Raw genomic sequence first — 23,183 nt, 5'->3', positions numbered from 1 at the left:
ATGAGCCGCGCTTCGATCACCCTGCTGGCGATTGTCGCGGCGTCTGCGGCTCTGAGCGCCTGCGCCAAGAAGGCGGAGGCGCCGGGCGGGACGGGCGTCTGCTACCATATGGGACAGGACGCCGAGGGCGGGGGCGTGCGCTTCAACGTCGTCGCCCGCGATCAGCCGCAGATCGAGTTCTGCGCCGCGCGACTGGAAGAGATGCGTCTGAAATTCCTGCGTCTGGGCGGCAGCAAGACCGAGATGGTCGGCGCCTATCAGGGGCAGTTCATCTTCATCGACCGCGCTGGGGTCAAGTTCGGCAAGAGCCTGGACGGCCCCCGGTTCTTCGCCCTGGCGCGCACCGGGGACGGCCGCCTGGCCATTCCCGGCGCGATTCAGCGACAGATCGACGGAAGCCCGGTCGCGGTCGCTCCGAACTGATTTCAGCGCCCGGAATTGGGCGTGAACAAAACTGGAACATCTCGTCGAAATCCGCTAGGACTCGGCGCAAGAACATAAAAGGACATTCGTCATGGCGGGCAGCGTCAACAAGGTCATCCTCATCGGCAATCTGGGCCGCGATCCGGAAATCCGTTCGCTGAACAACGGCGACCGCGTCGCCAACCTGCGCATCGCCACCTCGGAGACCTGGCGCGACAAGTCGACCGGCGAGCGCAAGGAAAAGACCGAGTGGCACTCGGTGGTCATCTTCAACGACAACATCGTCAAGGTGGTCGAGAACTATCTGAAGAAGGGCTCGACCGTTTACATCGAAGGTTCGCTGCAGACCCGCAAATGGACTGATCAGCAGGGCGTCGAGAAATACACGAGCGAGATCGTCATCCAGCGCTTCAACGGCCAGCTGACCATGCTGGGCGGCCGTGGCGACAGCCAGGGTGGCGGTGATCGCGGCGGCTACGGCGGCGGTCGCGACGACGACTATTCCTCGGGCTTCTCGACCGGCGGCGCCAACAAGCCCTCGGGTCCGAAGGAAAGCTACGACCTGAACGACGACATTCCGTTCTAAGCCCGGCGCGAAAGGGCGCGGCGTGGGGCAGGGGGCCTATAGCTATCGCGATGACCCGGCCGTGCCGTCCTTTCCGGACGATCGGCCATTGGTCCTGTTCGATGGCGATTGCGCCCTGTGCTCCCATTCCGCACGAACGCTGCTGAAGCATGGGGCCCGCTTCCGTCTGGCGCCGACACAGTCGGAGTTGGGACGGGCCCTGTTGCGACATTACGGCCTCTCGCCGGATGACCCCTCGACCATGCTGGTGATCGAAGACGGTCGCGCCGTCGGCCGTTCTGACGGCGTGCTGCATCTGGCGGCGTCCATGCCGTTTCCCTATCGACTGGCGACGGCGGGGCGGTTGATCCCTCGGCCCGTACGGGATGGGCTTTATGGCTGGGTCGCGCGGCATAGGCGGCGCTTTCCTGGTGAGGCCTGGTGCGCCATGCCGCCTGAAGGCGTAGACATGACCGATCGGGTTCTGGGGTGAGATCATGACGGCATGCGTTCTGGTTCTGGGAGCCAACGGCTTCATCGGATCGCACCTGGCGGCGGCTCTGTCGGTTGCGGGCTGGAGGGTCCGAGCCGGGGCGCGTAGGCCCGATGAGGCTGCGCGCCGAGCGCCGACGTTTGATTGGATCAAGGCGGATTTCGCACAGCTGAAGACGCCCGAAGCCTGGGCCCCGCTGCTGGACGGCGTCGACGCTGTGGTGAACTGTGTCGGCGTGTTGCAGGATGGTGCGGGCGACAACACGACGCTGGCCCATGTCGAAGGGCCGCGCGTGCTCATTGAGGCCTGTAAGCGCGCGGGCGTGCGTCGCCTGATCCATATTTCCGCCGTGGGCGCCGATGATGCCGCGGGCACGGCCTACGCGCGCACCAAGGCCGAAACCGAGCGGCTGGTCCGCGCCGCCGATCTGGATTGGCTGATCCTGCGCCCGTCGCTGGTGGTCGATCGGGCGGCGTTCGGCGGAACCGGCCTGATCCGGGCGCTGGCGGCATTTCCGCTGTTCAGCCCGGTGGTGGGCGGAGATCAACTGTTCCGTCCTATCGTCCTGTCCGATCTGGGCGAGGCGGTCGTCGCGGCGCTGAAACCCGGCGCGCCGGTGCATGAGACGTTCGATATGCCGGGGCCGGAGGCGGTCAGCATGATCGAGACGGTCGGTCTGTATCGCGGCTGGCTGGGTCTTTCACCTGCGCCGGTCGTGCGGGTTCCGCGCGTTCTGGCTGGGCCTGCGCTGATGATCGGCGACTTGCTGGGACGGCTGGGCTGGTCCTCGCCGATTCGCACCACGGCGATGCGCCAGATGGATCACGACGTGTCAGGCGTCGACAATGGTTGGGCCGAGTGTCTGGGCGTCAAGGCGCGGGGTTTTCGCCGTTTCCTGGCCGAAACGCCTGCATCGGTTCAGGACGTGTGGCACGCACGGCTGTGGTTCGTACGGCCGATTTCCATCCTGACGCTGGGCCTGTTCTGGCTGATCACCGGCCTGATCAGCTTTGGGCCGGGCTGGAGCGGGGCGATCGCCATCCTTCATGAAGGCGGCTTCGGTCGCTGGGCCGGGGCGATCGCCTGGTGGGGCGCGCTGCTGGACGTGGTGCTGGGGCTGGCGCTGTTCGTGCGGCCGTGGACGGCGCGCGTGGCGATCCTGATGTGCCTGGCCACGGTCGGCTATCTGATCGCCGGGACGCTCAGCCTGCCGCACTACTGGATCGACCCGCTGGGGCCGTGGCTCAAGGTGCTGCCGATGATGGCCCTGTGCCTGTTCGTGGCGGCGACGGACGCGAGGCGCTGATGCTGTACCTGACCTTGAAGGTCATCCACATTCTGTCGGGCGCGGTGCTGTTCGGCACGGGAGCGGGCATCGCCTTCTTCATGCTGTGCGCCCACATGAGCCGCAACGTTGCGACCATTGCTTCGGTGGGCAAGATCGTCGTGCTGGCCGACTTCGTCTTCACCGCAAGCGCCGTGGTGGTTCAGCCGCTCAGCGGGCTGGGCCTGATCCACCTGCAGGGATACGGCCTGACCGAGCCGTGGCTGCTGGCGGCCTACGCGCTTTATGTGCTGATCGGCGTCTGCTGGCTGCCGGTGGTGTGGATGCAGATGAAGATGGCGCGCCTGGCGCAGACGGCCGCGGACGCGGGCGAGGCTCTGCCTGCCGCCTATTATCGTCTGTTCTGGGGCTGGTTCATCCTGGGCTGGCCCGCCTTTGCGGGCGTGATCGGCATCTATTGGCTGATGGTGGCCAAGCCGGTTTTCTAGCGCGCGAAGCGTCCTTTCTCGGCGGCTTCGGTCAGGGACTGGCGGACGGCGGCGGTCAGTTCGTCCATGCTCTGCACCTGACGCACCCCATAGGCGCGGGCGGTGATGTCGACATTGCCCTTGCGCCAGAACCCTTCGGGAGCCAGCACGATCAGCTTTCCGCCGCGCGCGTGCAGGCCCATTTCCAGCAGGCTGATCGGGCTTTGCGTGCCAGGCGCGAAATACATGACGATGACGTCGGCGCTTTCCAGCGCGGCCAGCTCCCATTCGACCTGACGCAGGAATTCAGGCTCGTCCGCTTCGGGCCGCCAGGCGGGGTTCCAGTCGGGGCGGCGAGGATTCAGTACGGTGACGTCCATGTCGGACAAGGCCTGCGTCAGCGCCCCCTGCCAGTCGGGCGCGCCGCCCATGTCGATGCTGCCGCCCAGGAAGACGCGCGGACGGTCGTTGTCGATGGGCAGGGGCTGAGGCGAAACCACGACGGTCGGCTCGGCGCTCACAGGCGCAGCGCTGATGCAGACGGTCAGGACGGCGAGGGCGGACAACAGGGCAGGGATCTTCATAGCGGTTTCTATAGCCGGTTCGCGGTCGTGGGGCATGACGTGCGGCAGGGTAACCTGTGGTCATGCTTCGTGAGAGGCAAAACGTCGCGCCTTGTGGCAAGCATGGAGGCGTGTCCAGCTCCTCCTCCTCCTCCCCGCACGCGCTGACGCCGCTTGAAATCGCCGCCATCGTGGCCGTTCTGGTCATCTGGGGCGTGAACAACGCCGCCGCCAAGGTCGCCACCGAGATGCTTCCGCCGCTGATGACGGGCGCCTTGCGCTTCGCCATCGCCGCCGCCTGTCTGGTCTGGTTCGTGCGGCCGCCGTTCCCGAACTGGAAAAGCCTGCTGATCATCGCCGTGGTGGGCGGCCCGATCCACTATGGGCTGATCTACCTGGCCTTCTGGCTGGCTCATGACGTCAGCCCGGTGACCATCGCCACCCAGTTGTGGATTCCCCTGACGTCCCTGTTCGCCTTCCTGATGCTGGGAGAGCGGATTTCGAGAATGGCCGCCGTCGGCCTGGTCATCGCCTTTGCAGGCGTGGCGTGGATGACGCTGGACCCCCACGCCCTGAACGACTGGAAGGCCATTCTGGTGGGCGCGCTGGGCGCATCGGCCTGGGCGTTGACGACAGTGATCGCGCGCCGGACGACCTCGATCCCGCCCTTGAAGATGCAGGGCCTGCTGGCCCTGATGGCATTTCCGGTGCTGACCCTGGGGTCGGCCCTGTTCGAGAACGGGCAGTGGGAAGCGGCCAAGGCCGCGACGCCGCTGGTATGGGGCACGCTGATCTGGGCGGGGGTGATTTCGTCCGTGTTCGCCACCAGCCTGATGTTCTGGCTGGTCCAGCGGCGCGAGGCCGGGCGGGTGACGCCCTATCTGCTGGGCTCGCCCCTGGTGTCGATCATGATCGGCGGCCTGTTCATGGGCGACGTGCTGACGCCGCAGATCCTGACGGGTGTCGCCATCGCTCTGCTGGGCGTGGTGACGGTGGCCCTGGGGGAGCGCGGCCTTCGCGCCGGCGCCCCCGCCAAGGTTTAGGTCTGCTTACTGCGCCTTGATGACGGCGCAGGCCACGCGGTCGCCCGCGCCGCCGATCGGCTGGCTGGAGTGGTCGTCGGCGTTGGCGTGGATCACCAGGGCCGAGCCGTCGTCGTCCAGCAGCCACTGACCCGGACCGGCGTCCGCCAGACGGGCGCGGGTGGTGAAGACTTCGGCGTTCACGGCGCCCTTCGCGTCGGCGAAGACGTTGGGCAGGTCGCCGTCGTCAGGCCCGTCGGCGTTCAGCAGGCCGTGCGGCGACTTCGGATCGCCGTGATTGATATGGGCGCCGGCCGAGGTGAAGGGAGCCTCGCACTGGCCCGTGGCGTGGATGTGGATGCCATGCCAGCCGGGCGTCAGGCCCGTGGCCTCGACCTTGATCAGCAGGCCTGTGGCTCCCTGAGTCAGGGTCGCCTTGCCCGTTTCGGCGCCCTGGCCGTTGATGATGGCGACCTGCGCCGTCTGGCCCGGCGCAGCACGCTCGGCGGCCTCGGCCGGGGCTGCCGGCGAGGCCTCTGAAGCCGGCGGCGTCGCCGGGTTCTGGCTGCAGGCGGCCCCGGCGACGAGCACCACGGCGAGGGCGCTGGGAGCGATCAGTTTCGAAGCGGCTAAACGCATGGCTTTCCTGTCCTTTTCGGCATGGGGATTTCAGCGGCGTTTCTTTGCCACCACGGCCCCCGGATGATAGAAACCGGAACAGCGGATCACGTTCCGATTCCGGCCATTTAAAGCCTGATTTCCTTGACCGACGACAGTTACCAAAACGCCGCCCCGATGGCGCCGGGCGATATTTCGACCATCACCATCGAGGATGAGCTGAAGCGCTCCTACCTCGACTACGCCATGAGCGTGATCGTCAGCCGCGCTCTGCCGGACGCGCGCGACGGTCTGAAGCCTGTGCATCGCCGCATCCTGTACTCGATGCACGACCTGAACATGACGCCCGAGCGGTCGTACTCGAAGTGCGCCCGCGTGGTCGGCGACGTGCTGGGCCGCTTCCACCCGCACGGCGACGCCTCTGTCTACATGGCCCTGGTCCGCATGGCCCAGGACTTCTCCATGGGTCTGATGCTGGTCGACGGCCAGGGCAACTTCGGCTCGGTCGACGGCGATATGCCGGCCTCCATGCGTTACACCGAGGCCAGGATGGCCCCGGCCGCCGTGGCCCTGCTGACCGACATCGAGAAGGACACGGTCGATTTCCAGCCGAACTATGACGAGAAGGAACTTGAGCCTGTCGTCCTGCCGGCGCGGATTCCGAACCTGCTGGTCAACGGCGCGGGCGGCATCGCCGTCGGCATGGCGACCAACATCCCGCCGCACAACCTGCGCGAAGTGATCGACGCCTCGGTCGCCCTGCTGGACGATCCGAACGTTTCGGACGACGCCCTGCTGGACATCGTGCCGGGTCCTGACTTCCCCACCGGCGGCGAGATCATGGGCCGTACGGCCCCGCGCAACGCCCTGCGCGACGGGCGCGGCTCGGTCATCGTGCGCGGCAAGGCCTCGGTCGAAGAGATTCGCAAGGATCGCGACGCCATCATCATCACAGAGCTGCCCTTCCAGGTGAACAAGCAGACCCTGATCGAGCGCATCGCCGAAATGGTGCGCGAGAAGCGTCTGGAGGGCATCGCGGACGTCCGCGACGAGTCGGACCGCGCCGGGATGCGCATCGTCATCGAGCTGAAGCGCGACGCATCGGGCGATGTGATCCTGAACCAGCTGTATCGCTATACGGCGCTGCAATCTTCGTTCGGCGTCAACATGCTGGCGCTGAACCACGGGCGACCCGAGCAGATGGGCCTGCGCGCCCTGCTGGAAGCCTTCCTCGAGTTCCGCGAGGAAGTGGTGGTCCGCCGCGTCAAGTTCGAGCTGGCCAAGGCTCGGGATCGGGGCCACGTCCTGGTCGGTCTGGCCGTCGCCGTCGCCAATATCGACGAGGTCATTCACATCATCCGCAGCTCGGCCGACCCGGCCGAGGCGCGCGAGCGGCTGCAGGCCAAGGCCTGGCCGGTCGGGGACATGATGGCCCTGGTCGAGCTGATCGCCGATCCGCGCACCGTGCTGGTCGAAGGCGATAAGATCAGTCTGACCGACGAGCAGGCCCGCGCCATCCTGGCCCTGACCCTGTCGCGTCTGACCGGTCTGGGCCGCGACGACATCTTCGGCGAGGCGCGCAGCCTGGCCGATACCATTCAGGGCCATCTGACCATCCTGTCGGACCGCAAGAACGTCCTGGCCATCATCCGCGACGACCTGCTGCTGGTCAGGGAGCAGTTCGGCGTGGACCGCCGCACCCTCATCGGCGAAGGCGACGCCGAGATGGAGGACGAAGACCTGATCCCGCGCGAGGACATGGTCGTGACCGTCACCCACGGCGGCTACGTCAAGCGCGTGGCGCTGAACGCCTATCGGACCCAGCATCGCGGCGGCAAGGGTCGCAGCGGCATGTCGATGAAGGACGAGGACGCCATCACCGGCGTGTTCAGCGCCTCGACCCACACGCCGGTGCTGTTCTTCGCCACCAACGGCAAGGCCTATAAGCTGAAGACCTGGCGCCTGCCGCTGGGCAATCCGCAGTCACGCGGCAAGGCCTTCGTCAACCTGCTGCCGATCGAGCCGGGCGACAGTATCATGAACGTGCTGCCGCTGCCCGAGGATGAGGCGACCTGGGGCGACTACGACATCATGTTCGCCACCAGGTCGGGCGACGTGCGCCGCAACAAGCTGAGCGACTTCGCCACAGTGAACCGCGCGGGCAAGATCGCCATGAAGCTGGAAGACGGCGACGGCATGGTCGGGGTCGGCCTGTGCACGGCCGAGGACGACGTGCTGCTGACGACCGCGCTGGGCCGGGCCATCCGCTTCAAGGCCGACGATGTGCGCGTGTTCAAGGGCCGCGATTCCACCGGCGTGCGGGGCATCCGCCTGCAGGACGGCGACACGGTCATCTCGATGGCGATCCTCGGTCGCGTCGATGCGACGCCGGAGGAACGCGCCGCCTACGTCAAACACGCCAACGCCATGCGCAAGGCGCTGTCCGGCGCCGATGCAGAGGACGAAGGCGTCACGGTCGAGGCGGACGAAGAGGATGCGGGTGAGGCCGCCCTGTCCGTGGAGCGCATCGCCGAACTGGGCGCGGCCGAGCAGTTCATCCTGACGGTCACGGAAACCGGTTTCGGCAAGCGGTCCTCGGCCTATGAGTATCGTCGCACGGGTCGTGGCGGGCAGGGGCTGACGGCCCACGGCCTGGGCGGTCGTGCAGGCACGCGTCTGGCCGCCGCCTTCCCGGTCGAGGAGTCGGACGATCTGATGCTGGTCACCGACGGCGGCCAGATGATCCGCACTCCGGTCGGACAGGTCCGCATCGTCGGCCGCTCCAGCCAGGGCGTGACCATCTTCCGCACCGGCAAGGACGAGAAGGTCGTCTCGGTCGAACGTCTGGCCGATTCCGGCGGCGATGATGAAGAGGGCGACGCCCCGGCGGTCGAGGGCGGCGAGGCCTGATCCTGTATGGCCGTCGCTCCTGAGCTCTGGATCGACGGCCGTCCTGCCGGGCTTGAGGATCTGGGCCATCAGGCCCTGATCAACTACGGCGCCCTGACCTCCTTCGTCGTGGAGCAGGGCGGCGTGCGCGGGCTGGACCGGCATATGGACCGTCTGAACCGTTCGGCGGTCGATCTGTTCGGCGAGGCGGTCCTTGAAGGTTGTCTGCGCGATCAGATGCGGGCGGCTCTGGCCGGGCGGGCCGAGGCCTGGCTGCGCATCAGCCTGTTTTCCCGCGACCTGTCCCTGCGTCAGCCGGACTGGATCGGCGCGCCGCAGGTGATGATCAGCGTCTCGCCGCCGCCGTCGCCTCTGCCGCACGACGTGCGTCTGCAAAGCCAGACCTATGGGCGCGAGGCGCCGCATCTGAAGCATGTCGCCACGATGGGCCTGCTCAGGGCGCGGCGCATGGCGCGGCTGGCGGGTTATGACGACGCCCTGTTCACGGACGCGGAAGGGCTGATTTCCGAAGGCTCTCTGTGGAATATCGGCTTCATTCAGGGCGATACGGTCGTCTGGCCGGACGCGCCCATGCTGGACGGCGTGGCGCAGGCCCTGATCCGCGATGCGCTGGAGCGCGCCGGAGCGCCGCAGCGCAAGGCGGTGGTGAGGCTGACCGATCTGTCCCGCTTTGATGGGGCTTTTCTGTGCAACAGCGCTACGCCCGCGGCCGAGATCGCGGCCATCGACAACCATGTTTTCAGCGGCGCGGCTGATGCAGTGCAACAAATAGGCGCCCTTTGGCGATCACAGCCGCGTCAGAAAATCTAGGCCGTTCATTTCGCACCTGCTAAACGGACCCAAACGATGGGGAGGCCGCTGGCCATGCGTATCGGACTTTATCCGGGCACCTTCGATCCGGTTACCAACGGTCATCTCGATATTATCGGGCGGGCGGTCAAGCTGGTGGACCGTCTGGTCATCGGCGTGGCCCAGAACGACGACAAGGGCCCTCTCTTCTCGACCGCTGAGCGGGTCGAGATGATCAAGGCCGAGGTCGCGCGCTTCAACGCCGACATCGAGGTGCGGCCGTTTTCCAGCCTGCTTATGCACTTCGCCGAGGAACTGAACGCCAGCGTTATCGTGCGCGGCCTGCGCGCGGTCGCCGATTTCGAGTATGAGTTCCAGATGACGGCGATGAATCAGCGCCTCAACAGCGACATAGAGACGGTGTTTCTGATGGCCGATCCGCGGCATCAGGCGATCGCCTCGCGACTGGTGAAGGAAATCGCCCGGCTGGACGGCCGGATCGACAGCTTCGTCAGCCCCGCGGTTGCCGCGAGCGTGTTGGCCAAGGTCAAGAAGGATTGAGGTCGGGTTTGAAGATCAAGTCTGTGATGGCGCTGGCGACGGCGACTGCCCTGCTGGCCGGAGCTGCGATGGCGCAGACGACCAGCCAGTCTAGTGACTGGCGCACGGTGTCGCCTGAGAACCTGTGGGTGATCGACACGGCCAGGGGGCGCATCTTGGTGGAGCTGGAGCCGCGCGCGGCGCCGAACCACATCGAGCGCATCCGCACCCTGACCAGTCAGGGCTTTTATGACGGGCTGAAATTCCACCGCGTCATTCCCGACTTCATGGCCCAGACCGGCGACCCCAAGGGCACGGGCGAAGGCGGCAGCGAACTGCCGGACCTGAAGGGCGAGTTCACCTTCCGGCGCGGACGCGACAGCGGCTTCGCCCCGGTCGAGAACAGCGGGCCGGGCCTGCGCGGCGTCATGGGCTCCATTCCCATTGTGACCCAGCCGGACGCCCAGATGTTCGTGACGGCCGACTTCAAGACCTCGGCGCAAGGGTTGTTCTGCCCCGGCGTGGCGGGCATGGCGCGCGCCGGTTCGCCCGACAGCGCCAACAGCCAGTTCTTCCTGATGACGGGCCAGAACGATAATCTGAACGGATCCTACACGGTCTTCGGACGCGTGCTTCAGGGGCTGGACGTGGTGAAGTCGCTCAAGAAGGGCAATGACGCCAGCGACGGCGCCGTCGGTCCTGATGCGGACACGATGGGTCGCGTGCGTCTGGCCTCGGCCATGCCGGAGGCCGAGCGGCCGACGATGCGCGTGGCCGTGCCCGGTTCGGCGCCGTTCAACGCCGCCGTCGAGGCGGCGCGCGCTGAAAAAGGCGCGTCTTTCACTATCTGCGACGTTCAGCCGCCTGTGCAGGGCGGCTGAGCCGCGCGCCATGCTCGGGGAGGGGCGGGACATGAAGCGGGGAGTTCACACCATCGGGGCGGCGTTGCTGGCCGCCATGCTGGCCGGTTCGGCCGCGGCTCAGGACGCTGCGGCGATTGCGGATGAGCAAGACCGGGCGGCGGCCATCGCCGCCCGCGACTGGCGCTCTGTGGCGCCGGACAATCTGCTGATCATCGACACCAACAAGGGCCGTATCCTGGTCGAGATGACGCCCGAGGCGGCGCCCGGCCATGTCGCCCGCATTCGCCTGCTGGCCAAGGCGGGCTTCTATGACGGCATACCCTGGCATCGGGTCATCGACGGCTTCATGGCGCAGACCGGCGATCCGCTCGGCACCGGCGAGGGCCAGAGTTGGCATCCAGACCTGAAGGCCGAGTTCACCTTCCGCCGCGACGCCCAGACGCCTTTTGCTCCCGTGGCTGCGCCGGCGGGCGCGCTGATCGGCTTTATGCAGTCGCTGCCGGTCCAGACTCAGCCCGACGCCGTGATGGCGACGACAGCGGATCGCAAGGTTCACGCCTGGGGCCTGTATTGTCCGGGCGTGGCGGGCATGGCCCGCGACGATGCGCCTGACAGCGCCAACAGCCAGTTCTTCCTGATGCGCCAGCCCTATCCGGCGCTGGAGAAGCGTTACACCATCTGGGGCCGGGTCGTGTCGGGGCTGGACGTGGTGCGCGCCCTGAAGTTCAGCCCCAATCCGGACGGCATCGTCACGGACCCTGACCGGATGACGCGGGTGCGCGTGGCGGGCGACCTGGCGGAGGGCGAACGACCGTCCGTGCGCGTGCTGAGCACAGACAGCGCCCGTTTCCGCACCCTGGTCGAGAGGACCCGAGCAGCCAGAGGTGCGGACTTCTCGGCCTGCGACATCGAACTGCCGGTCGAGGTGGATTAGGCGTCGCCTATTCAGCGACGCCGCTGTTTCCGCCGCCGCGCTTGCGCCGCCTGCGACGGCGCGGCTTTTGCTGCCGATCCTCGCGCATTTTCTGCAACAGAAGCCCTTCGCGCAGGCCGCGATCGGCGACGCGGACACGCTCGCACGGCCAGGCGCGCTGGACGGCCTCCAGAATAGCGGCCCCGGCCAGGACCAGGTCGGCGCGGTCCGGCCCGATGCAGCTTTCCGCCGCCCGTCCTGCGGGGCCGAGCGCGATCAGGCGGTCGGCGGCTTTTTCGCAGTCGCCGCGCGTCATCCACAGGCCGTCGACCAGATCGCGCTGGTATCGCCTCAGCCCCAGATGAATCCCGGCCAGACTGGTGATGGCGCCCGAGGTGCCGACCATATGGCCGCGCCCCGCCTCGATACGGGCCAGGAATTCAGGACCCGGTCCGCCAGAGGCGATGGCGGCGCCGAAGTCCGCGACCATGGCCTCATACCATTCGCTTGTCCCGTCCTTGGGTTCAGGGTGGCGTTCGGCCAAGCTTACGACGCCCAGCGGCGCCGACATCCACGCCACGGTTTCAATCCCGCGCGCGCCCTTCATCAGCCAGGACAGTTCCGTCGAGCCGCCGCCGACGTCGATCACCAGCACCGCCTCGGCGCGCGGATCGAACAGGTTCAGGCAGCCCGCGACCGACAGGGCGGCTTCCTCTGCAGGGTCGATGATCCGCAGGCGAAGGCCGGTGCCGCGCCGCACGCGCTCGACAAAGGCGGGGCCGTTTTCGGCCATGCGGCAGGCCTGGGTGGCGACGGCGGTCAGGCGCTTGGGGTCGACACCCTTGCGCACCAGACGCTCGGCGCACAGGGCCAGGGCGTCATAGGCCCGGTCCATCGCCCGGTCGTCCAGACGGCCGGTGCGCGACAGGCTTTCGCCCAGGCGCACGATGCGGCTGAAGGAATCCACCACGCGAAATCCGTCACGCGCCGGACGCGCGATCAGCAGGCGGCAATTATTGGTCCCCAGGTCGAGCGCGCCGTACAGAGGGGCGTCTCGATCGATGCTCCCGCCGCTGCGGGAACGCCGAGGCAGGGACCGCGAGTCGCGCCGTTCAGGCGCGCCAGGGGTCTCCGGCATGGGCCGAGCTTTCATGTGGGCGGTCCGAAGCGGCGCCCGTCCCCGACAGGTTAGACCGCGACTCCCTGTCGCGCCAGTCCGTCGTCGCATGCGGTGACGAATGAGGCGGCTTGGCCCAGCGTTGCAACAGTCATGCGTGACGACGACGAACCACCGCGCTAATCTACCCCGAAAGGCCATCAGAGCCGTGAGGAGCGTTCCATGTCCGACTTCGAGCACGTTTTCGAGCAGCCGCCGGAAGGCGCCGCCGCCGACTGGACCATCCCCCAGAACTGGTCGGCCTATACCGAGGTCGAGCACCAGACCTGGAACACCCTGTACGAGCGGCAGATGAAGATCCTGCCCGGTCGCGCCAGCGAAGCCTTCCTGCGCGGTCTGGACGCGCTGGACCTGAACGCGGGCGGCATCCCCGACTTCGACGTCATCAATCCCAAGCTTCAGGCCCTGACCGGCTGGACCGTGGTCTGCGTGCCGGGACTGGTGCCGGACGAGGTCTTCTTCGACCACCTGGCCAACCGCCGCTTCGTCTCGGGCCAGTTCATCCGCAAGCCGGATCAACTGGATTACCTGCAGGAGCCGGACATCTTCCACGACGTGTTCGGCCATGTGCCGATGCTGACCGACCCCGACTTCGCCGCCTATATGGAGGCCTACGGCAAGGGCGGGCAGCGGGCGGCGTCGCTGGGGATGCTGCCGAACCTGGCGCGCCTGTACTGGTACACGGTCGAGTTCGGTCTGATGCAGGAGGCGGACGGCCTTCGCATCTATGGCGCGGGCATCGTGTCGTCGGCGACCGAGAGCGTCTTCAGCCTTGACGACCCCTCGCCGAACCGGCTGGGCTTCGACCTGGAGCGCGTGATGAAGACCCTGTACCGCATCGACGACTTCCAGCAGGTCTATTTCGTCATCGACAGCATCGAGGCGCTGAAAACGGTGACGCTGCAGGACTTCGGACCGGTCTATGAGCGGCTGAAGGGCGCCGAGGCCTTGCCGATCGAGGCTGTGCTGCCGACGGACAAGGTCTTCACGCAGGGCACTCAGGCCTACGCCAGGAAGGGCGGGCGGTTCGCGGCATAGACGGCGCATCTTCTCCCTCCCCCTTTATGGGGAGGGTGGTCGCGTAGCGACCGGGTGGGGAGGGCCAAGTGATCCTGGGTTCGGCGCTTGAATAGCCAAGCCGCCCCCACCCGGTTTCGCCCTGCGGGCTCAACCACCCTCCCCATAAAGGGGAGGGAGAAAAACAGAGTCCAATTCGCCTGAATCGTCTGAAATCTCCTTCGCGACGCGGGCGGGGAGGCGATGATGGCGCGCGGTGAAGGGCGGGCGGGTTAAAGCCTGCTGGACGCTCGCAAAGCCCGTGTTTTTCAGGGATTGGGAGGCCGTGTTGCGATGGCTGCAGGCGCCTCTGTCGCCTCTTCCGTCTCCGCTTGTGGGCTAAGGGCTTAAGTGCGCTGGAACGGGTAGAAGCCGCCGCCCAGGTCGAGGATCTGCGTCAGCTCGTCCAGCGCGCCGCGCGTCTCGTCCACCAGGGCGGGGTCGGCCAGGTCGTGCGCCGTCAGGCTGTCGCGATACCAGCGGCGGCTCCAGTCGGACAGGCGGGCGTGCAGGGCGTCGGTCAGGCGCATGGCGGGATTGGTCGCCGCCAGTTCTGCCTCGGTCAGGACGACGCGCAGACGCAGGCAGGCGGGGCCGCCGCCGTTGCGCATCGACTGGCGCACATCGACGTATTCGACATGGCCGATCGGGCCATTGGAGACGGCGAGGCTTTGCGCCACCGCATGACTGCGCGGGTTGTCGCGCGTTTCGGTTGGGCAGATCAGGGTCAGGCGGTCCTGGCCCGGAACCCGGATCAGCATGGAGTTGAACAGATAGGAGCTGATGGCGTCGGCCAGCGGCAGGTCGGCGGCCGAGACCTCGACGAACTGCGGCTCGAAGCCGTCGGCGGCGGCGCGGATGGCGGCCTTGGTCGCGTCCGTGTCCTCGAACGCCAGCTCATGGAAGAAGAGGGTGTCCAGGGCGCCGACGCAGACCACGTCGTTGTGGAAGGTTCCGCCGGCGATGGCGGCCTTGCCCTGACGGGCCAGGACGGCGCCGGACGCGCCATGGCGGCGCATGATCGCCTCAGACGCCTCGCGCGTCTGGCGGGCGGGATAGGGGCCGTCCCAATGCTCCCAGGCCTCGCGGCCCCAGACCATCAGATTGACGCCCGCCTCGCCATGATCGCGGCACAGGCGGACGTGGTTGGCGGCGCCTTCGTCCGCCAGATGGGCGACCGAGGGCAGGGCGTCGTGGACGGCAAACCGGCTGGCGTCGGGGAAGAGGGCGTCCAGCGCGCGCCTGGTCTGATCGTGCTCCAGAGAGCGGTGCAGGTTGGTGATCAGATTGGCGGGGGTGAAGTGGACGCGGCCGTCACGTGCGTCGGCGCTGGGCGTCACCGTGGCGGCGTTGGCGGCCCACATGGGCGAGGCCGAACAGGCGGCGGCGGCGAAGGAGGGGGCGTCCTTCCATGCGCGATCCAGCACCTGGGCGTCGGGGCCCGAGAAGCCGAGGTCGCGCAGGAAGGGAATGTTCGGCCGCTCATGCGGGGGCAGGACGAACTGGGGCAGGCCCAGGTCGGCCAGGGTCTTCATCTTGTCGAGGCCCTGCAGCACGGCCGCGCGCGGGTTCGACGCCTCGCCCTTGTTCAGGCTGGACGCCAGGTTGCCCGGCGACAGGCCCGCATAGGAGTGCGTCGGCCCGATCAGGCCGTCGGCGTTGGCTTCGATGGCGGTCATGCTTCCTTCTCCCCTTGTGGGAGAAGGTGGGCGCCGGAGGCGCTCGGATGAGGGGTGACGGCGGCGCCGTTTCCGATCATCCGGGACCTTGAGTTTGAACTATCCAACATGGCGCTGACACCCCTCATCCGTCTCGCTCCGCGAGCCACCTTCTCCCACAAGGGGAGAAGGGATTAACGCAAGCCCTTGATCTCGCTTTCGATGTTCTTGACCGCGCCGGCCTCGAAGCTGGCGACCGGGTAGGCGCAGTAGTCGGCGGCGTAATAGGCGCTGGGGCGGTGGTTGCCGGAGGCGCCCAGGCCGCCGAAGGGCATGTCGCCCGCCGCGCCCGTGGTCGGGCGGTTGAAGTTCACCACGCCCGCGCGGATGCGGTTGATGAAGCGGTCCCAGTTCTTCGCATCGTCGCTGACCAGGCCTGCCGACAGGCCGTATCTGGTGGCGTTGGCGGCGGCGATGGCGGCGTCGAAGGTCGGGACGCGGATGACCTGCAGGAAGGGAGCGAACATCTCTTCGTCCTCGACCGCGACGCCGGTGACGTCGATGATCGCGGGCTTCACGAAGGCGCCCGGCAAGTTGTCGACCGGACCCGAGGCGCGGATCACGCGCGCGCCCGCGTCAATGCGTTGTTGCAGGGCGGCCAGCGCAGCAGTCGCCGCCTTCTCCGAGATCAGAGGCCCGGCGTAGGGCTCGGGGTTGCTGTCCCACGGGGCGAAGTTCAGGCGGTCGGACAGGGCGGCCACGGCTTCCACGATGGCGTCGCCCTGGGCGCCTTCCGGCACGATCAGGCGGCGCGCGCACGAGCACCGCTGGCCGGTGGTGACGAAGGCGGACTGGACGACGATGCCGGCGACGGCTTCGGCGTCGGCGGCGTCCCAGACGACCAGCGGGTTGTTGCCGCCCAGCTCCAGCGCCAGGATGACGTGCGGGTCATCGGCGAACTTGCGGCGGAAGTGGGCGCCCGCCGCGCCCGAGCCGGTGAACATCAGGGCGTCGATCGGCTGATCCAGCAGGGCCGCGCCGGTCTCGCGCCCGCCCTGCACCATGTTGAACACGCCCTCGGGCAGGTCGGCGGCCTCTAGGCATTCGGCCATCAGCTGGCCGGTCAGGGGCGTTTCCTCGGACGGTTTGAACACCACGGTGTCGCCTGCCAGCAGGGCCGGGACGATGTGGCCGTTGGGCAGGTGGCCGGGGAAGTTGAACGGGCCGAGCACCGCCGAGACGCCGTGCGGGCGGTGGCGAAGGACGGCGCGGCCGAAGGCGGTGTCGTTCGACCGCTCGCCGGTGCGCTCGTCATAGGCGCGGATCGAGATGTCGACCTTTCCCGCCATCGAGGCCAGTTCGGTTTTCGTCTCCCACAGGGCCTTGCCGGTTTCTCTGGCGATGGCCTCGGCCATTTCGGGAGCGCGCTCTTTCAGGATGGCCTGATAGCGTTTGACCGCGTCGATGCGGTCCTGGCGCGGGCGGTCGGCCCAGTCGGGGAAGGCGGCGCGGGCGGCTTCGACGGCGGCGCCGATCTGCTCGACGGAGGCGGCTTCGCCCTCCCAGACGGTTTCGCCGGTGGCGGGGTTGGTGGAGGTGAAGTGGGTCATATCAGTATCCGCTCATCCCGGCGGACGCCGGGACCCAGTACTTTGGCCGCATCTGAGCGGCGGGACGAAAGGCCAAGTCAAGTCGGGAGGCGTGGTGCGCGGGGTTCTCACTGGGTCCCGGCGTCCGCCGGGATGAGCGGGAAATCCCGAGGATCACGACTTCACCCGCACCGTAGCGCCGTCCTTGATCTTCAGGGCGGAGGCGACGTCGGGGGTCATGCGGGCCAGATCGCCGTCGACCAGGACGCGGGCGCGGACGGCGCGGAAGGCGGCGACGCTGTCGGTCGAGACGAGGGAGGGCAGGTCGACCTCGACCTCCTTCTCGATGCGGGCGGTCAGGACGCGGGCGTCGCGCACGGTGCGGATGTTGTCACGGCCGCAGGCCACGGTTGGCCCGGCGTCGAAGATGTCGACCAGACCGTTGGGACGGAAGCCTTCGCTTTCCAGCAGGGCCATGGCGGGCACGCCCTGGGGGTGGACCTTGCCGATCACGGCGCGGGCCGGTTCGGGCAACAGGTCGATGTAGATGGGGTGGCGCGGCGCCAGGTCGAGAATGAACTGCTTGTCGGTCGAGCCGGTCATGCGATCGGCGTCGTCGAAATCCATCGGGAAGAATTTGTGCGCCACATGGTCCCAGAAGGGGCAGTAGCCGTCGGGCGTGAAGACGCCGCGCAGTTCGGCCAGCACATTGTCGGCGAACAGGTCCGGCTGGGCGCCGATCAGCATATAGCGCGACTGGCTGAGCAGACGCCCGGCGCCGCCCTTGCGCCGGTCGGCTTTCAGGAACAGGGAGCCGACCTCGGTCCAGCCGGTGCACTCGTTGACCAGCACCAGCGTCTGATGGTTCAGCTTCACGCTCAGCGACGGCGACTGGACGGTGTTGTTAACCACGCGGAAGCTGAAGAAGGGCCGCTTCAGCCCCACGGTCGCCTTGACCGAGCCGATGCCGTCGATGTCGCCCGTGTCGCCGTCTTCCAGCATCAGGGTGTACCAGGCCTCTTCGGGCGCGATCTTGCCTTCAAAGCTGGCCTTGCTGAGTTCCAGTCGTTCGCTCAGGACATCGGCGTCCTCGGGCAGGCTGGTGAAGCCGGGGCCGGACAGGATGGCCAGTTCGAGCAGGTGATGGAGGTCGGCGGGACCGGCGGGGCGAACAACGAGCATGCGGTTACATCGTCTCCAGTCGGAGCTGTTTCAGTTTGAGGGCGTCGATCTCGCCCGAGGCGATCTTGCACAGGATCAGGGCGGACAATTGCGCCCGTTCGACGAAGCTGGAGGGCCAGGCGAACTCCTGATCCGAATGGATGTCGCCGCCGACGACGCCCAGGGTGTCGACGTTGGGCAGGCCCGCGGCGTGCAGGTTGTTGCCCTCGCAGACGCCGCCCGACGGCTTCCAGGCGATGGCCTGGCCCAGCAGATCGCCCGCGTCGCGCACGGCGTGGAAGAGGGCGGTCTGGCTGGCGTCTATCGGCTTGGGCGCGCGGGTCATGCCGCCGTGCAGGTCCAGCGTCAGGCCGGGGAAGGGCGGCTCGGCGGCGAGGGCGCGGACCGCCTCGTCGATCCATGTCGCGCTTTGGGCGTCCGGCACGCGGACGTTGAAGCGGACCACGGCGTTGTCGGCCACGACGTTCAGCGGACCGCCGCCTGCGATCTTGGCGACATTGACGGTGACGCCCTCGCGCTGGCCGTTCAGGGCGTGCAGGCGGGCGGCGATGATGGCGGCGCCCGCGACGGCGTTGGCGCCCTCGTGGAAGGCGCGCCCCGCGTGGGCGGCCTTGCCGGTGACGATCAGGTGGAAGTTGCCGCTGCCCTTGCGCTCGCCCGCAAGCGTGCCGTCGGACAGGGCGGGCTCATAGGTCAGGCCGACGTGGCCGCGCGCGCCCAGTTCCGCCAGCAGGGGGGCCGAGGCGGGGGAGCCGATCTCTTCGTCCGGAGAAAGAAGCACGGTCCAGCCGACGCGGGCCTTGTCGGGATGGGTCTCGAAGGCTTCCAGCGCGGCGAGCATGACACTGATCCCGCCCTTCATGTCGGCGATTCCGGGCCCGTTCAGGGCTCCGTCGTCGCGCGTGATGACGCTCTGGAAGGCGCTGTCGGCGGGGAAGACGGTGTCGTAGTGGCCGGTCAGCACGACCTGAAGCGGCGCCTCGGGCCGGGCGGTGATCTTCAGGCAGTCGGCGTAGCTCTCGGCGATCACCGCGCCGCTGTCGGCGACGGTGGTCGAGCCCTGGGTCGGCACGCGCTCGACCGTGGCTGTGCCGAACGCGGCGCGCGCCGTGGCGTCCAGAACGTCGAGAACCCGCGCCAGTCCTTCGGCGTGGCGGCTGCCTGAGTTGATGTCGGACCAGTCGATGGCGCGTCGAAGAATGGCGTCGCCACGGGCCGCGACGTGGTCCAGCACGGCCTGATCCTGAGGTTCGATCCGCATGGCGGCGAGCCTAGACGTGCGCGGGAAAAAGGTGAAGGCGGGGCGATATCTCTCTCACGCCCTTGGGATTTCGGCGCCCGGCGGGATAGTTTCGCCGCCTCAGTCAGGGAGTCGCGCATGAACCGTCGGATCGCACCGCCTCAACCCTTCGCCCCGGTCGATTCGGCCGAGACGGCGGCGGCGCTGGCGCGCGGCAGCGCCATCGCCTTCTGGATCTGGGGCGCGGTCGGCCTGATGCAGGCGGCCCTGGTCTGGTTCATGGGGGCGCCCGAGCATGAGGGCATGCGCGGGACGACGGCGGGATTCGCCATCTTCTTCGCCGCCATCGCCTTTCTGTTGGGTCGGGTGCAGTGGCGGCGTCCGAACCGGCTGCTGCCCGGTTTCGGCATGGTGTGGGCGGTCTATGAGCTCAGCGCCCTGTCGGTCAGCCTGATGGTCGGCGCGCCGCTGGGCGCGGCGGGTCTGCCGGGTTGGAGCTTCGGCGTGGCGGGGGCGGCCATGATCCTGTGCCTGCTGTTGCATATCGGCGGGCTGCGCGGGGCGACGGCGCTGGCGAAAGACGCCCCCACGGCCTAGGTCAGGGTGCAGACAGGAGTTCGCCCATGACCGTCACCCTCTATCACAACCCGAAATGCTCGACCTCGCGCAAGGCGCTGGAGCTGCTGCGCGAACGTGGCGTTGAGCCGACGGTGGTCGAGTATCTGAAGGCCGGCTGGGACGCCGAGACGCTGAACCGTCTGGCGCGGGGGACGGGCGGCGGGCTGAAGGGCCTGTTGCGCAAGAAGGAGGCGAAAGCCGCCGAACTTCTGGCCGCCGATGCGGAGGACGCGACGGTTCTGGCCGCCATGATCGAGAGCCCGGTCATTGTCGAGCGCCCTATCGTGGAGACGCCTAAGGGCGCGGCGATCGGGCGGCCGCTGGAGGCTGTGCTGGGGGTGCTTTGAGGGCGCAAGTTGCTGATGTCAGCTATGGGTGGTTGGCGGCTATCGACATTGCTAATGTCGTCGCCACCTTGGGGGAGCCGATGAGAAGACAGATCGGAGCCGTAAGCGTGGCTTCAGCGGTCACCGCTTCGCTGCTGTTGATAACTACAATAGCCGGACTAGCCCTTCCTGTTCGGGGACAGGGAATGGACGGCCCCTTAGGAGCCGATTGCGTGCTTATGGCGCAAGCGTTGCGCGGTACATCTCAGCTCTATCGCGTCATAGCTTCAGATCGTACATGCAATTGGCGGGAGTTGGGCTTCCCGCGCGCCCTGGCATACGATCAACTCTCCCCTGGAACCGATGCGGCGAGCCGCACAGTAGAAACCCCGCGATACAGCCTTGGCGGTTACAGGGCTAAGGTTGATGTCGGGGTGGTTTTGGCGGCTCTGGCAGGCTCGGGGCAGAACTGCACTTATTACCGCTTCTGGGGCACGTGGCATCGGGCAGGCTGCGAGGAGTCTTGGGTAGCTTAGTCCCTAAGGGTCGAAAGGGGACCTTTCACGCGCCCCTAAATTGACCCCTCCGCGCTTCGATGCCAGACCCCGGCTGTTCGTCACGCTTGGAGTTCGCCCATGACCCGCACCCTGTATGGCATCAAGGCCTGCGACACGATGAAGAAGGCGCGTGTCTGGCTGGATCAGAACGGCGTGGCCTATGACTTTCATGACTATAAGGCTGTGGGCGCGGATCGTGCCGATGTGGAGCGCTGGGTCGCCGAGCATGGCTGGGAGAAGGTGCTGAACCGCGCGGGCACGACCTTCCGCAAGCTGTCGGACGCCGAAAAGGCCGATATCGACGCCGCAAAGGCGGTGGACCTGATGCTGGCACAGCCGTCGATGATCAAGCGGCCGGTGCTGGATCTGGGCGACGGGCGGACGTTGCTGGGCTTCAAGCCGGACATCTACGCCGAGGCCCTGAAGGGCTGAGGGTCAGTCCTCGACGGCCGTGTCGGGGCGGTCGTGGCCATCCGCGCGTTCGGTGATCCACTGGCCCGAGGCGTCTTCATACTCGATCCAGGAGGTGCGGTCCGGCACGCGTTGTTCGCGCGCCGCCGCCGAGGCGGCCGCCAGCGCCGCCGAGTGGCTGGGGAAGGTCTCGGAATAGCTGTCGCCCAGCTGGTAGGCCCAGCCGCCGTCGTGCGGGACGATGCGATAGGTGATGTTCATTCGGCGCCTCCGAAGGGTCTGGCGACACCGTTGAACGCGGCCCGGAGCGTGTCGAGTCACGCTGTGGTGACGCATTACGAAGAGTTCATGCGCGCGACTGCATCCGTAGGCCATCATCGCCGCCTCTTGTGATCAGAAGGCCGCCATATCAGGTTCGGCCTAACCAGGTTTCACACTAGGGGCGACAACCCATGAACGGCTTTGAAATCCTCATCCCCCTGGCGCCCTTCCTCATGGTGGTCGCCATCGTCGCCATCCCCGCCTGGCTGAAGAGCCGCGACCGGCGCGAGATGCAGGCCACGCTGCGGGCGGCCATTGAAAAGGGCCAACCCTTGCCGCCTGAAGTGATCGAGAGCATCAGCAAGGAAAACGCCAAGCCGCCGGCGACGGCCGCGCGCGATCTGCGCACCGGAGTCATCCTGGTGGCGGTAGCCGTCGGCATCGGCATCTTGGGCTATGCGGTCAGTTTCGCCGAGATGGACGCCTACTATCCCATCGTCGGGGTCGCCGCGATCCCGGGCATGATCGGTCTGGCGTTCATCATCCTGAGCTTCTTTAACAAGAACAAGGGTTAAGGCGGATCGGGGCAGGGAAGCCGTCATGGCCAAACCTTTACGCGATCTGCACGATGTCGAGCTGGCCGGGCTGGCGGCCGGGGGCGGCCGCCGCGAGTTCGGCGAGTTGGTTCGTCGGCATGGCTCGGCGGTGCGGGGTCTGCTGCGCCGCATGGGCGCCCAGCCGGCGCTGGCCGACGACGTGGCTCAGGACGCCTTTCTGCTGGCGTTCGAGAAATGCGCCGAGTTCAGGAGCGAGGGCACCTTCGCCGCGTGGATCAAGCGCATCGCCGCGCGCCTGTATCTGAAGCGTATCTCGAAGGAGGCGCGCTATGTGGCTGAAAGCGAAACGGAACATGTCGCGCCTGTTGTCGACAGCATCGGCCGCGTCGATCTGGACGAGGCGCTCAAGGGGCTCAGCGAGGCTGAACGCCTGTGCGTCTCCCTGTGCCATGGCGCGGGGCTGTCGCACCCGGAAATCGCCGCGGCCATGAATTTGCCGCTCGGAACGGTGAAATCTCATGTCAAGCGTGGTCTGGATAAACTTCGGGCCCGGCTCCAGCCGGGGCCGGTTGCACTCGGGAGCGCATCCCATGTCGGCTGATGAATTCGATCCTGCGATCGAGCGCCTGTTCGCCCAGGCGCCGCAGTTCCCCGATTCGGTCTTCTTTGAAGCCGATGTGGCGGCGCGGTTGAACAAGGCGTCGCGGTTCCGCTCCATGGCCCTGTCCGTGGCGGGGCTGGCGGGCGGCGTCATCGCCGTGCGCGAACTGCTGAACGTCAACTTCCATCTGGGTCCGAACAGCTTCACCGCCGAGGCGGGCGCGGGGTCGCTCGATTCGGCTGGCGCTCAGGGCGGGCTGGCGCTTCAGTCGCTGCTGGAGCGGTCAGGACTGGGCGATGCGGCGCTCAGCGCGATGGGCTCAATGGGCGGGATGCAGATGTTCTGGGCCACGGCCGGGGTGCTGGTCGCCCTGCTGGCGGCAGGGGCGGTGAAGCTGTCGCAACAGATCTGAGCGCCGTTTTCCCGCCCCAGTCCCGGCTTAGGGCTGGAAAAAGCCGTTTCGCGCCCAACGCCTGCGTTGCGGCGATGACGCCGAACC

At 67.4% G+C, this 23,183-nt stretch carries 26 protein-coding genes; 18 read left to right on the top strand and 8 right to left on the bottom strand.

All coding sequences use genetic code 11. The features are described from left to right. The 5 genes from H556_RS0103215 to H556_RS0103195 all read left to right on the top strand — a co-directional run bounded on the left by H556_RS0103215 (position 1) and on the right by H556_RS0103195 (position 3,254). Positions 1 to 423 carry a hypothetical protein gene (locus tag H556_RS0103215; RefSeq protein WP_024353078.1) on the top strand — a complete coding sequence of 141 codons (423 nt, stop codon included), beginning with the start codon at positions 1 to 3 and terminating at the stop codon, positions 421 to 423. A 91-nt stretch (positions 424 to 514) separates the two neighbouring features. Next, positions 515 to 1,009, top strand: coding sequence for a single-stranded DNA-binding protein (gene ssb, locus H556_RS0103210; protein WP_024353077.1), 495 nt, complete (start codon positions 515 to 517; stop codon positions 1,007 to 1,009). A gap of 22 nt (positions 1,010 to 1,031) precedes the next feature. Next, positions 1,032 to 1,481, top strand: coding sequence for a thiol-disulfide oxidoreductase DCC family protein (locus H556_RS0103205; RefSeq protein WP_024353076.1), 450 nt, complete (start codon positions 1,032 to 1,034; stop codon positions 1,479 to 1,481). 4 nt (positions 1,482 to 1,485) lie between these two features. Then, positions 1,486 to 2,787 carry an SDR family oxidoreductase gene (locus H556_RS0103200; RefSeq protein ID WP_024353075.1) on the top strand — a complete coding sequence of 434 codons (1,302 nt, stop codon included), beginning with the start codon at positions 1,486 to 1,488 and terminating at the stop codon, positions 2,785 to 2,787. Further along, positions 2,787 to 3,254, top strand: a complete 468-nt coding sequence (locus tag H556_RS0103195) for a DUF2269 family protein (protein WP_024353074.1) — start codon at positions 2,787 to 2,789, stop codon at positions 3,252 to 3,254. The genes H556_RS0103200 and H556_RS0103195 overlap by 1 nt, the downstream gene beginning before the upstream one ends. Here the strand turns inward: H556_RS0103195 and H556_RS0103190 are convergent. Continuing rightward, positions 3,251 to 3,817, bottom strand: coding sequence for a nucleoside 2-deoxyribosyltransferase domain-containing protein (locus H556_RS0103190; RefSeq protein ID WP_024353073.1), 567 nt, complete (start codon positions 3,815 to 3,817; stop codon positions 3,251 to 3,253). The genes H556_RS0103195 and H556_RS0103190 overlap by 4 nt on opposite strands. A gap of 62 nt (positions 3,818 to 3,879) precedes the next feature. Here H556_RS0103190 and H556_RS0103185 point away from each other — a divergent pair, with 62 nt between their 5' ends. Then, entirely contained in the window at positions 3,880 to 4,839 is a 960-nt protein-coding gene (locus tag H556_RS0103185) for a DMT family transporter (protein WP_051130203.1), read from the top strand. Between the two features lie 6 nt (positions 4,840 to 4,845). Here the strand turns inward: H556_RS0103185 and H556_RS0103180 are convergent, their stop codons facing one another. Further along, entirely contained in the window at positions 4,846 to 5,457 is a 612-nt protein-coding gene (locus tag H556_RS0103180; protein ID WP_024353071.1) for a superoxide dismutase family protein, read from the bottom strand. A gap of 156 nt (positions 5,458 to 5,613) precedes the next feature. Here H556_RS0103180 and gyrA point away from each other — a divergent pair, with 156 nt between their 5' ends. The 5 genes from gyrA to H556_RS0103155 are packed head-to-tail and all read left to right on the top strand — an operon-like array spanning position 5,614 to position 11,472. Beyond that, positions 5,614 to 8,346 carry a DNA gyrase subunit A gene (gyrA, locus tag H556_RS0103175; RefSeq protein ID WP_155802429.1) on the top strand — a complete coding sequence of 911 codons (2,733 nt, stop codon included), beginning with the start codon at positions 5,614 to 5,616 and terminating at the stop codon, positions 8,344 to 8,346. Between the two features lie 6 nt (positions 8,347 to 8,352). After that, positions 8,353 to 9,156 (top strand): aminotransferase class IV, encoded by an 804-nt coding sequence (locus tag H556_RS0103170; protein WP_024353069.1) that lies wholly within the window; start codon positions 8,353 to 8,355, stop codon positions 9,154 to 9,156. 54 nt (positions 9,157 to 9,210) lie between these two features. After that, positions 9,211 to 9,696 (top strand): pantetheine-phosphate adenylyltransferase, encoded by a 486-nt coding sequence (gene coaD, locus H556_RS0103165; RefSeq protein ID WP_024353068.1) that lies wholly within the window; start codon positions 9,211 to 9,213, stop codon positions 9,694 to 9,696. Positions 9,697 to 9,722: 26 nt separating this feature from the next. Continuing rightward, a complete protein-coding gene (locus tag H556_RS0103160) occupies positions 9,723 to 10,556 on the top strand; it encodes a peptidylprolyl isomerase (protein ID WP_024353067.1) in 834 nt (277 codons plus the stop codon). 31 nt (positions 10,557 to 10,587) lie between these two features. Then, complete coding sequence (locus H556_RS0103155; RefSeq protein ID WP_024353066.1) at positions 10,588 to 11,472, top strand: peptidylprolyl isomerase; 885 nt, start codon at positions 10,588 to 10,590, stop codon at positions 11,470 to 11,472. Between the two features lie 7 nt (positions 11,473 to 11,479). Here the strand turns inward: H556_RS0103155 and H556_RS0103150 are convergent, their stop codons facing one another. Continuing rightward, positions 11,480 to 12,589, bottom strand: a complete 1,110-nt coding sequence (locus H556_RS0103150) for a Ppx/GppA phosphatase family protein (RefSeq protein ID WP_024353065.1) — start codon at positions 12,587 to 12,589, stop codon at positions 11,480 to 11,482. A 201-nt stretch (positions 12,590 to 12,790) separates the two neighbouring features. Here H556_RS0103150 and phhA point away from each other — a divergent pair, with 201 nt between their 5' ends. After that, the gene (phhA, locus tag H556_RS0103145; RefSeq protein WP_024353064.1) at positions 12,791 to 13,666 is read left to right on the top strand and encodes a phenylalanine 4-monooxygenase; all 876 of its coding nucleotides are present in this window, start codon (positions 12,791 to 12,793) and stop codon (positions 13,664 to 13,666) included. Between the two features lie 365 nt (positions 13,667 to 14,031). On the opposite strand, the gene astB is transcribed toward phhA, so the two are convergent. The 4 genes from astB to H556_RS0103125 all read right to left on the bottom strand — a co-directional run bounded on the left by astB (position 14,032) and on the right by H556_RS0103125 (position 19,374). Then, positions 14,032 to 15,363 (bottom strand): N-succinylarginine dihydrolase, encoded by a 1,332-nt coding sequence (gene astB, locus H556_RS0103140; protein ID WP_024353063.1) that lies wholly within the window; start codon positions 15,361 to 15,363, stop codon positions 14,032 to 14,034. 173 nt (positions 15,364 to 15,536) lie between these two features. Then, positions 15,537 to 16,952: a succinylglutamate-semialdehyde dehydrogenase gene (astD, locus tag H556_RS0103135; protein ID WP_024353062.1), complete on the bottom strand. Its 1,416-nt coding sequence runs from the start codon at positions 16,950 to 16,952 to the stop codon at positions 15,537 to 15,539. A 153-nt stretch (positions 16,953 to 17,105) separates the two neighbouring features. After that, positions 17,106 to 18,113 (bottom strand): arginine N-succinyltransferase, encoded by a 1,008-nt coding sequence (locus tag H556_RS0103130; protein ID WP_024353061.1) that lies wholly within the window; start codon positions 18,111 to 18,113, stop codon positions 17,106 to 17,108. Between the two features lie 4 nt (positions 18,114 to 18,117). Next, the gene (locus tag H556_RS0103125) at positions 18,118 to 19,374 is read right to left on the bottom strand and encodes a hydrolase (protein ID WP_024353060.1); all 1,257 of its coding nucleotides are present in this window, start codon (positions 19,372 to 19,374) and stop codon (positions 18,118 to 18,120) included. A 117-nt stretch (positions 19,375 to 19,491) separates the two neighbouring features. On the opposite strand from H556_RS0103125, the gene H556_RS0103120 reads away from it, so the two are divergent. The 3 genes from H556_RS0103120 (at position 19,492) to H556_RS0103110 (ending at position 21,286) form a co-directional block, all read left to right on the top strand. Beyond that, the gene (locus H556_RS0103120; RefSeq protein WP_024353059.1) at positions 19,492 to 19,950 is read left to right on the top strand and encodes a hypothetical protein; all 459 of its coding nucleotides are present in this window, start codon (positions 19,492 to 19,494) and stop codon (positions 19,948 to 19,950) included. A gap of 26 nt (positions 19,951 to 19,976) precedes the next feature. Beyond that, positions 19,977 to 20,318: an ArsC/Spx/MgsR family protein gene (locus H556_RS0103115; protein ID WP_024353058.1), complete on the top strand. Its 342-nt coding sequence runs from the start codon at positions 19,977 to 19,979 to the stop codon at positions 20,316 to 20,318. Between the two features lie 614 nt (positions 20,319 to 20,932). Next, entirely contained in the window at positions 20,933 to 21,286 is a 354-nt protein-coding gene (locus H556_RS0103110; RefSeq protein WP_024353057.1) for an ArsC family reductase, read from the top strand. 3 nt (positions 21,287 to 21,289) lie between these two features. On the opposite strand, the gene H556_RS0103105 is transcribed toward H556_RS0103110, so the two are convergent. Then, positions 21,290 to 21,526, bottom strand: a complete 237-nt coding sequence (locus H556_RS0103105; protein ID WP_024353056.1) for a DUF2188 domain-containing protein — start codon at positions 21,524 to 21,526, stop codon at positions 21,290 to 21,292. Positions 21,527 to 21,717: 191 nt separating this feature from the next. On the opposite strand from H556_RS0103105, the gene H556_RS0103100 reads away from it, so the two are divergent. From H556_RS0103100 to H556_RS0103090, 3 genes are read left to right on the top strand one after another with little or no spacing between them, the layout of a single operon-like run. Then, positions 21,718 to 22,101, top strand: a complete 384-nt coding sequence (locus tag H556_RS0103100; protein ID WP_024353055.1) for a DUF6249 domain-containing protein — start codon at positions 21,718 to 21,720, stop codon at positions 22,099 to 22,101. A gap of 25 nt (positions 22,102 to 22,126) precedes the next feature. Then, complete coding sequence (locus H556_RS0103095) at positions 22,127 to 22,684, top strand: RNA polymerase sigma factor (protein WP_024353054.1); 558 nt, start codon at positions 22,127 to 22,129, stop codon at positions 22,682 to 22,684. Beyond that, positions 22,674 to 23,096, top strand: coding sequence for a hypothetical protein (locus tag H556_RS0103090; RefSeq protein ID WP_024353053.1), 423 nt, complete (start codon positions 22,674 to 22,676; stop codon positions 23,094 to 23,096). The genes H556_RS0103095 and H556_RS0103090 overlap by 11 nt, the downstream gene beginning before the upstream one ends. The last annotated feature ends 87 nt before the right edge of the window (positions 23,097 to 23,183 follow it).

The organism is Brevundimonas naejangsanensis DSM 23858, assembly GCF_000421705.1.
Lineage (GTDB): Bacteria > Pseudomonadota > Alphaproteobacteria > Caulobacterales > Caulobacteraceae > Brevundimonas > Brevundimonas naejangsanensis.
The sequence above is the reverse complement of the archived record's forward strand: the minus strand, read 5'-3'. Positions and strand labels throughout refer to the sequence as shown.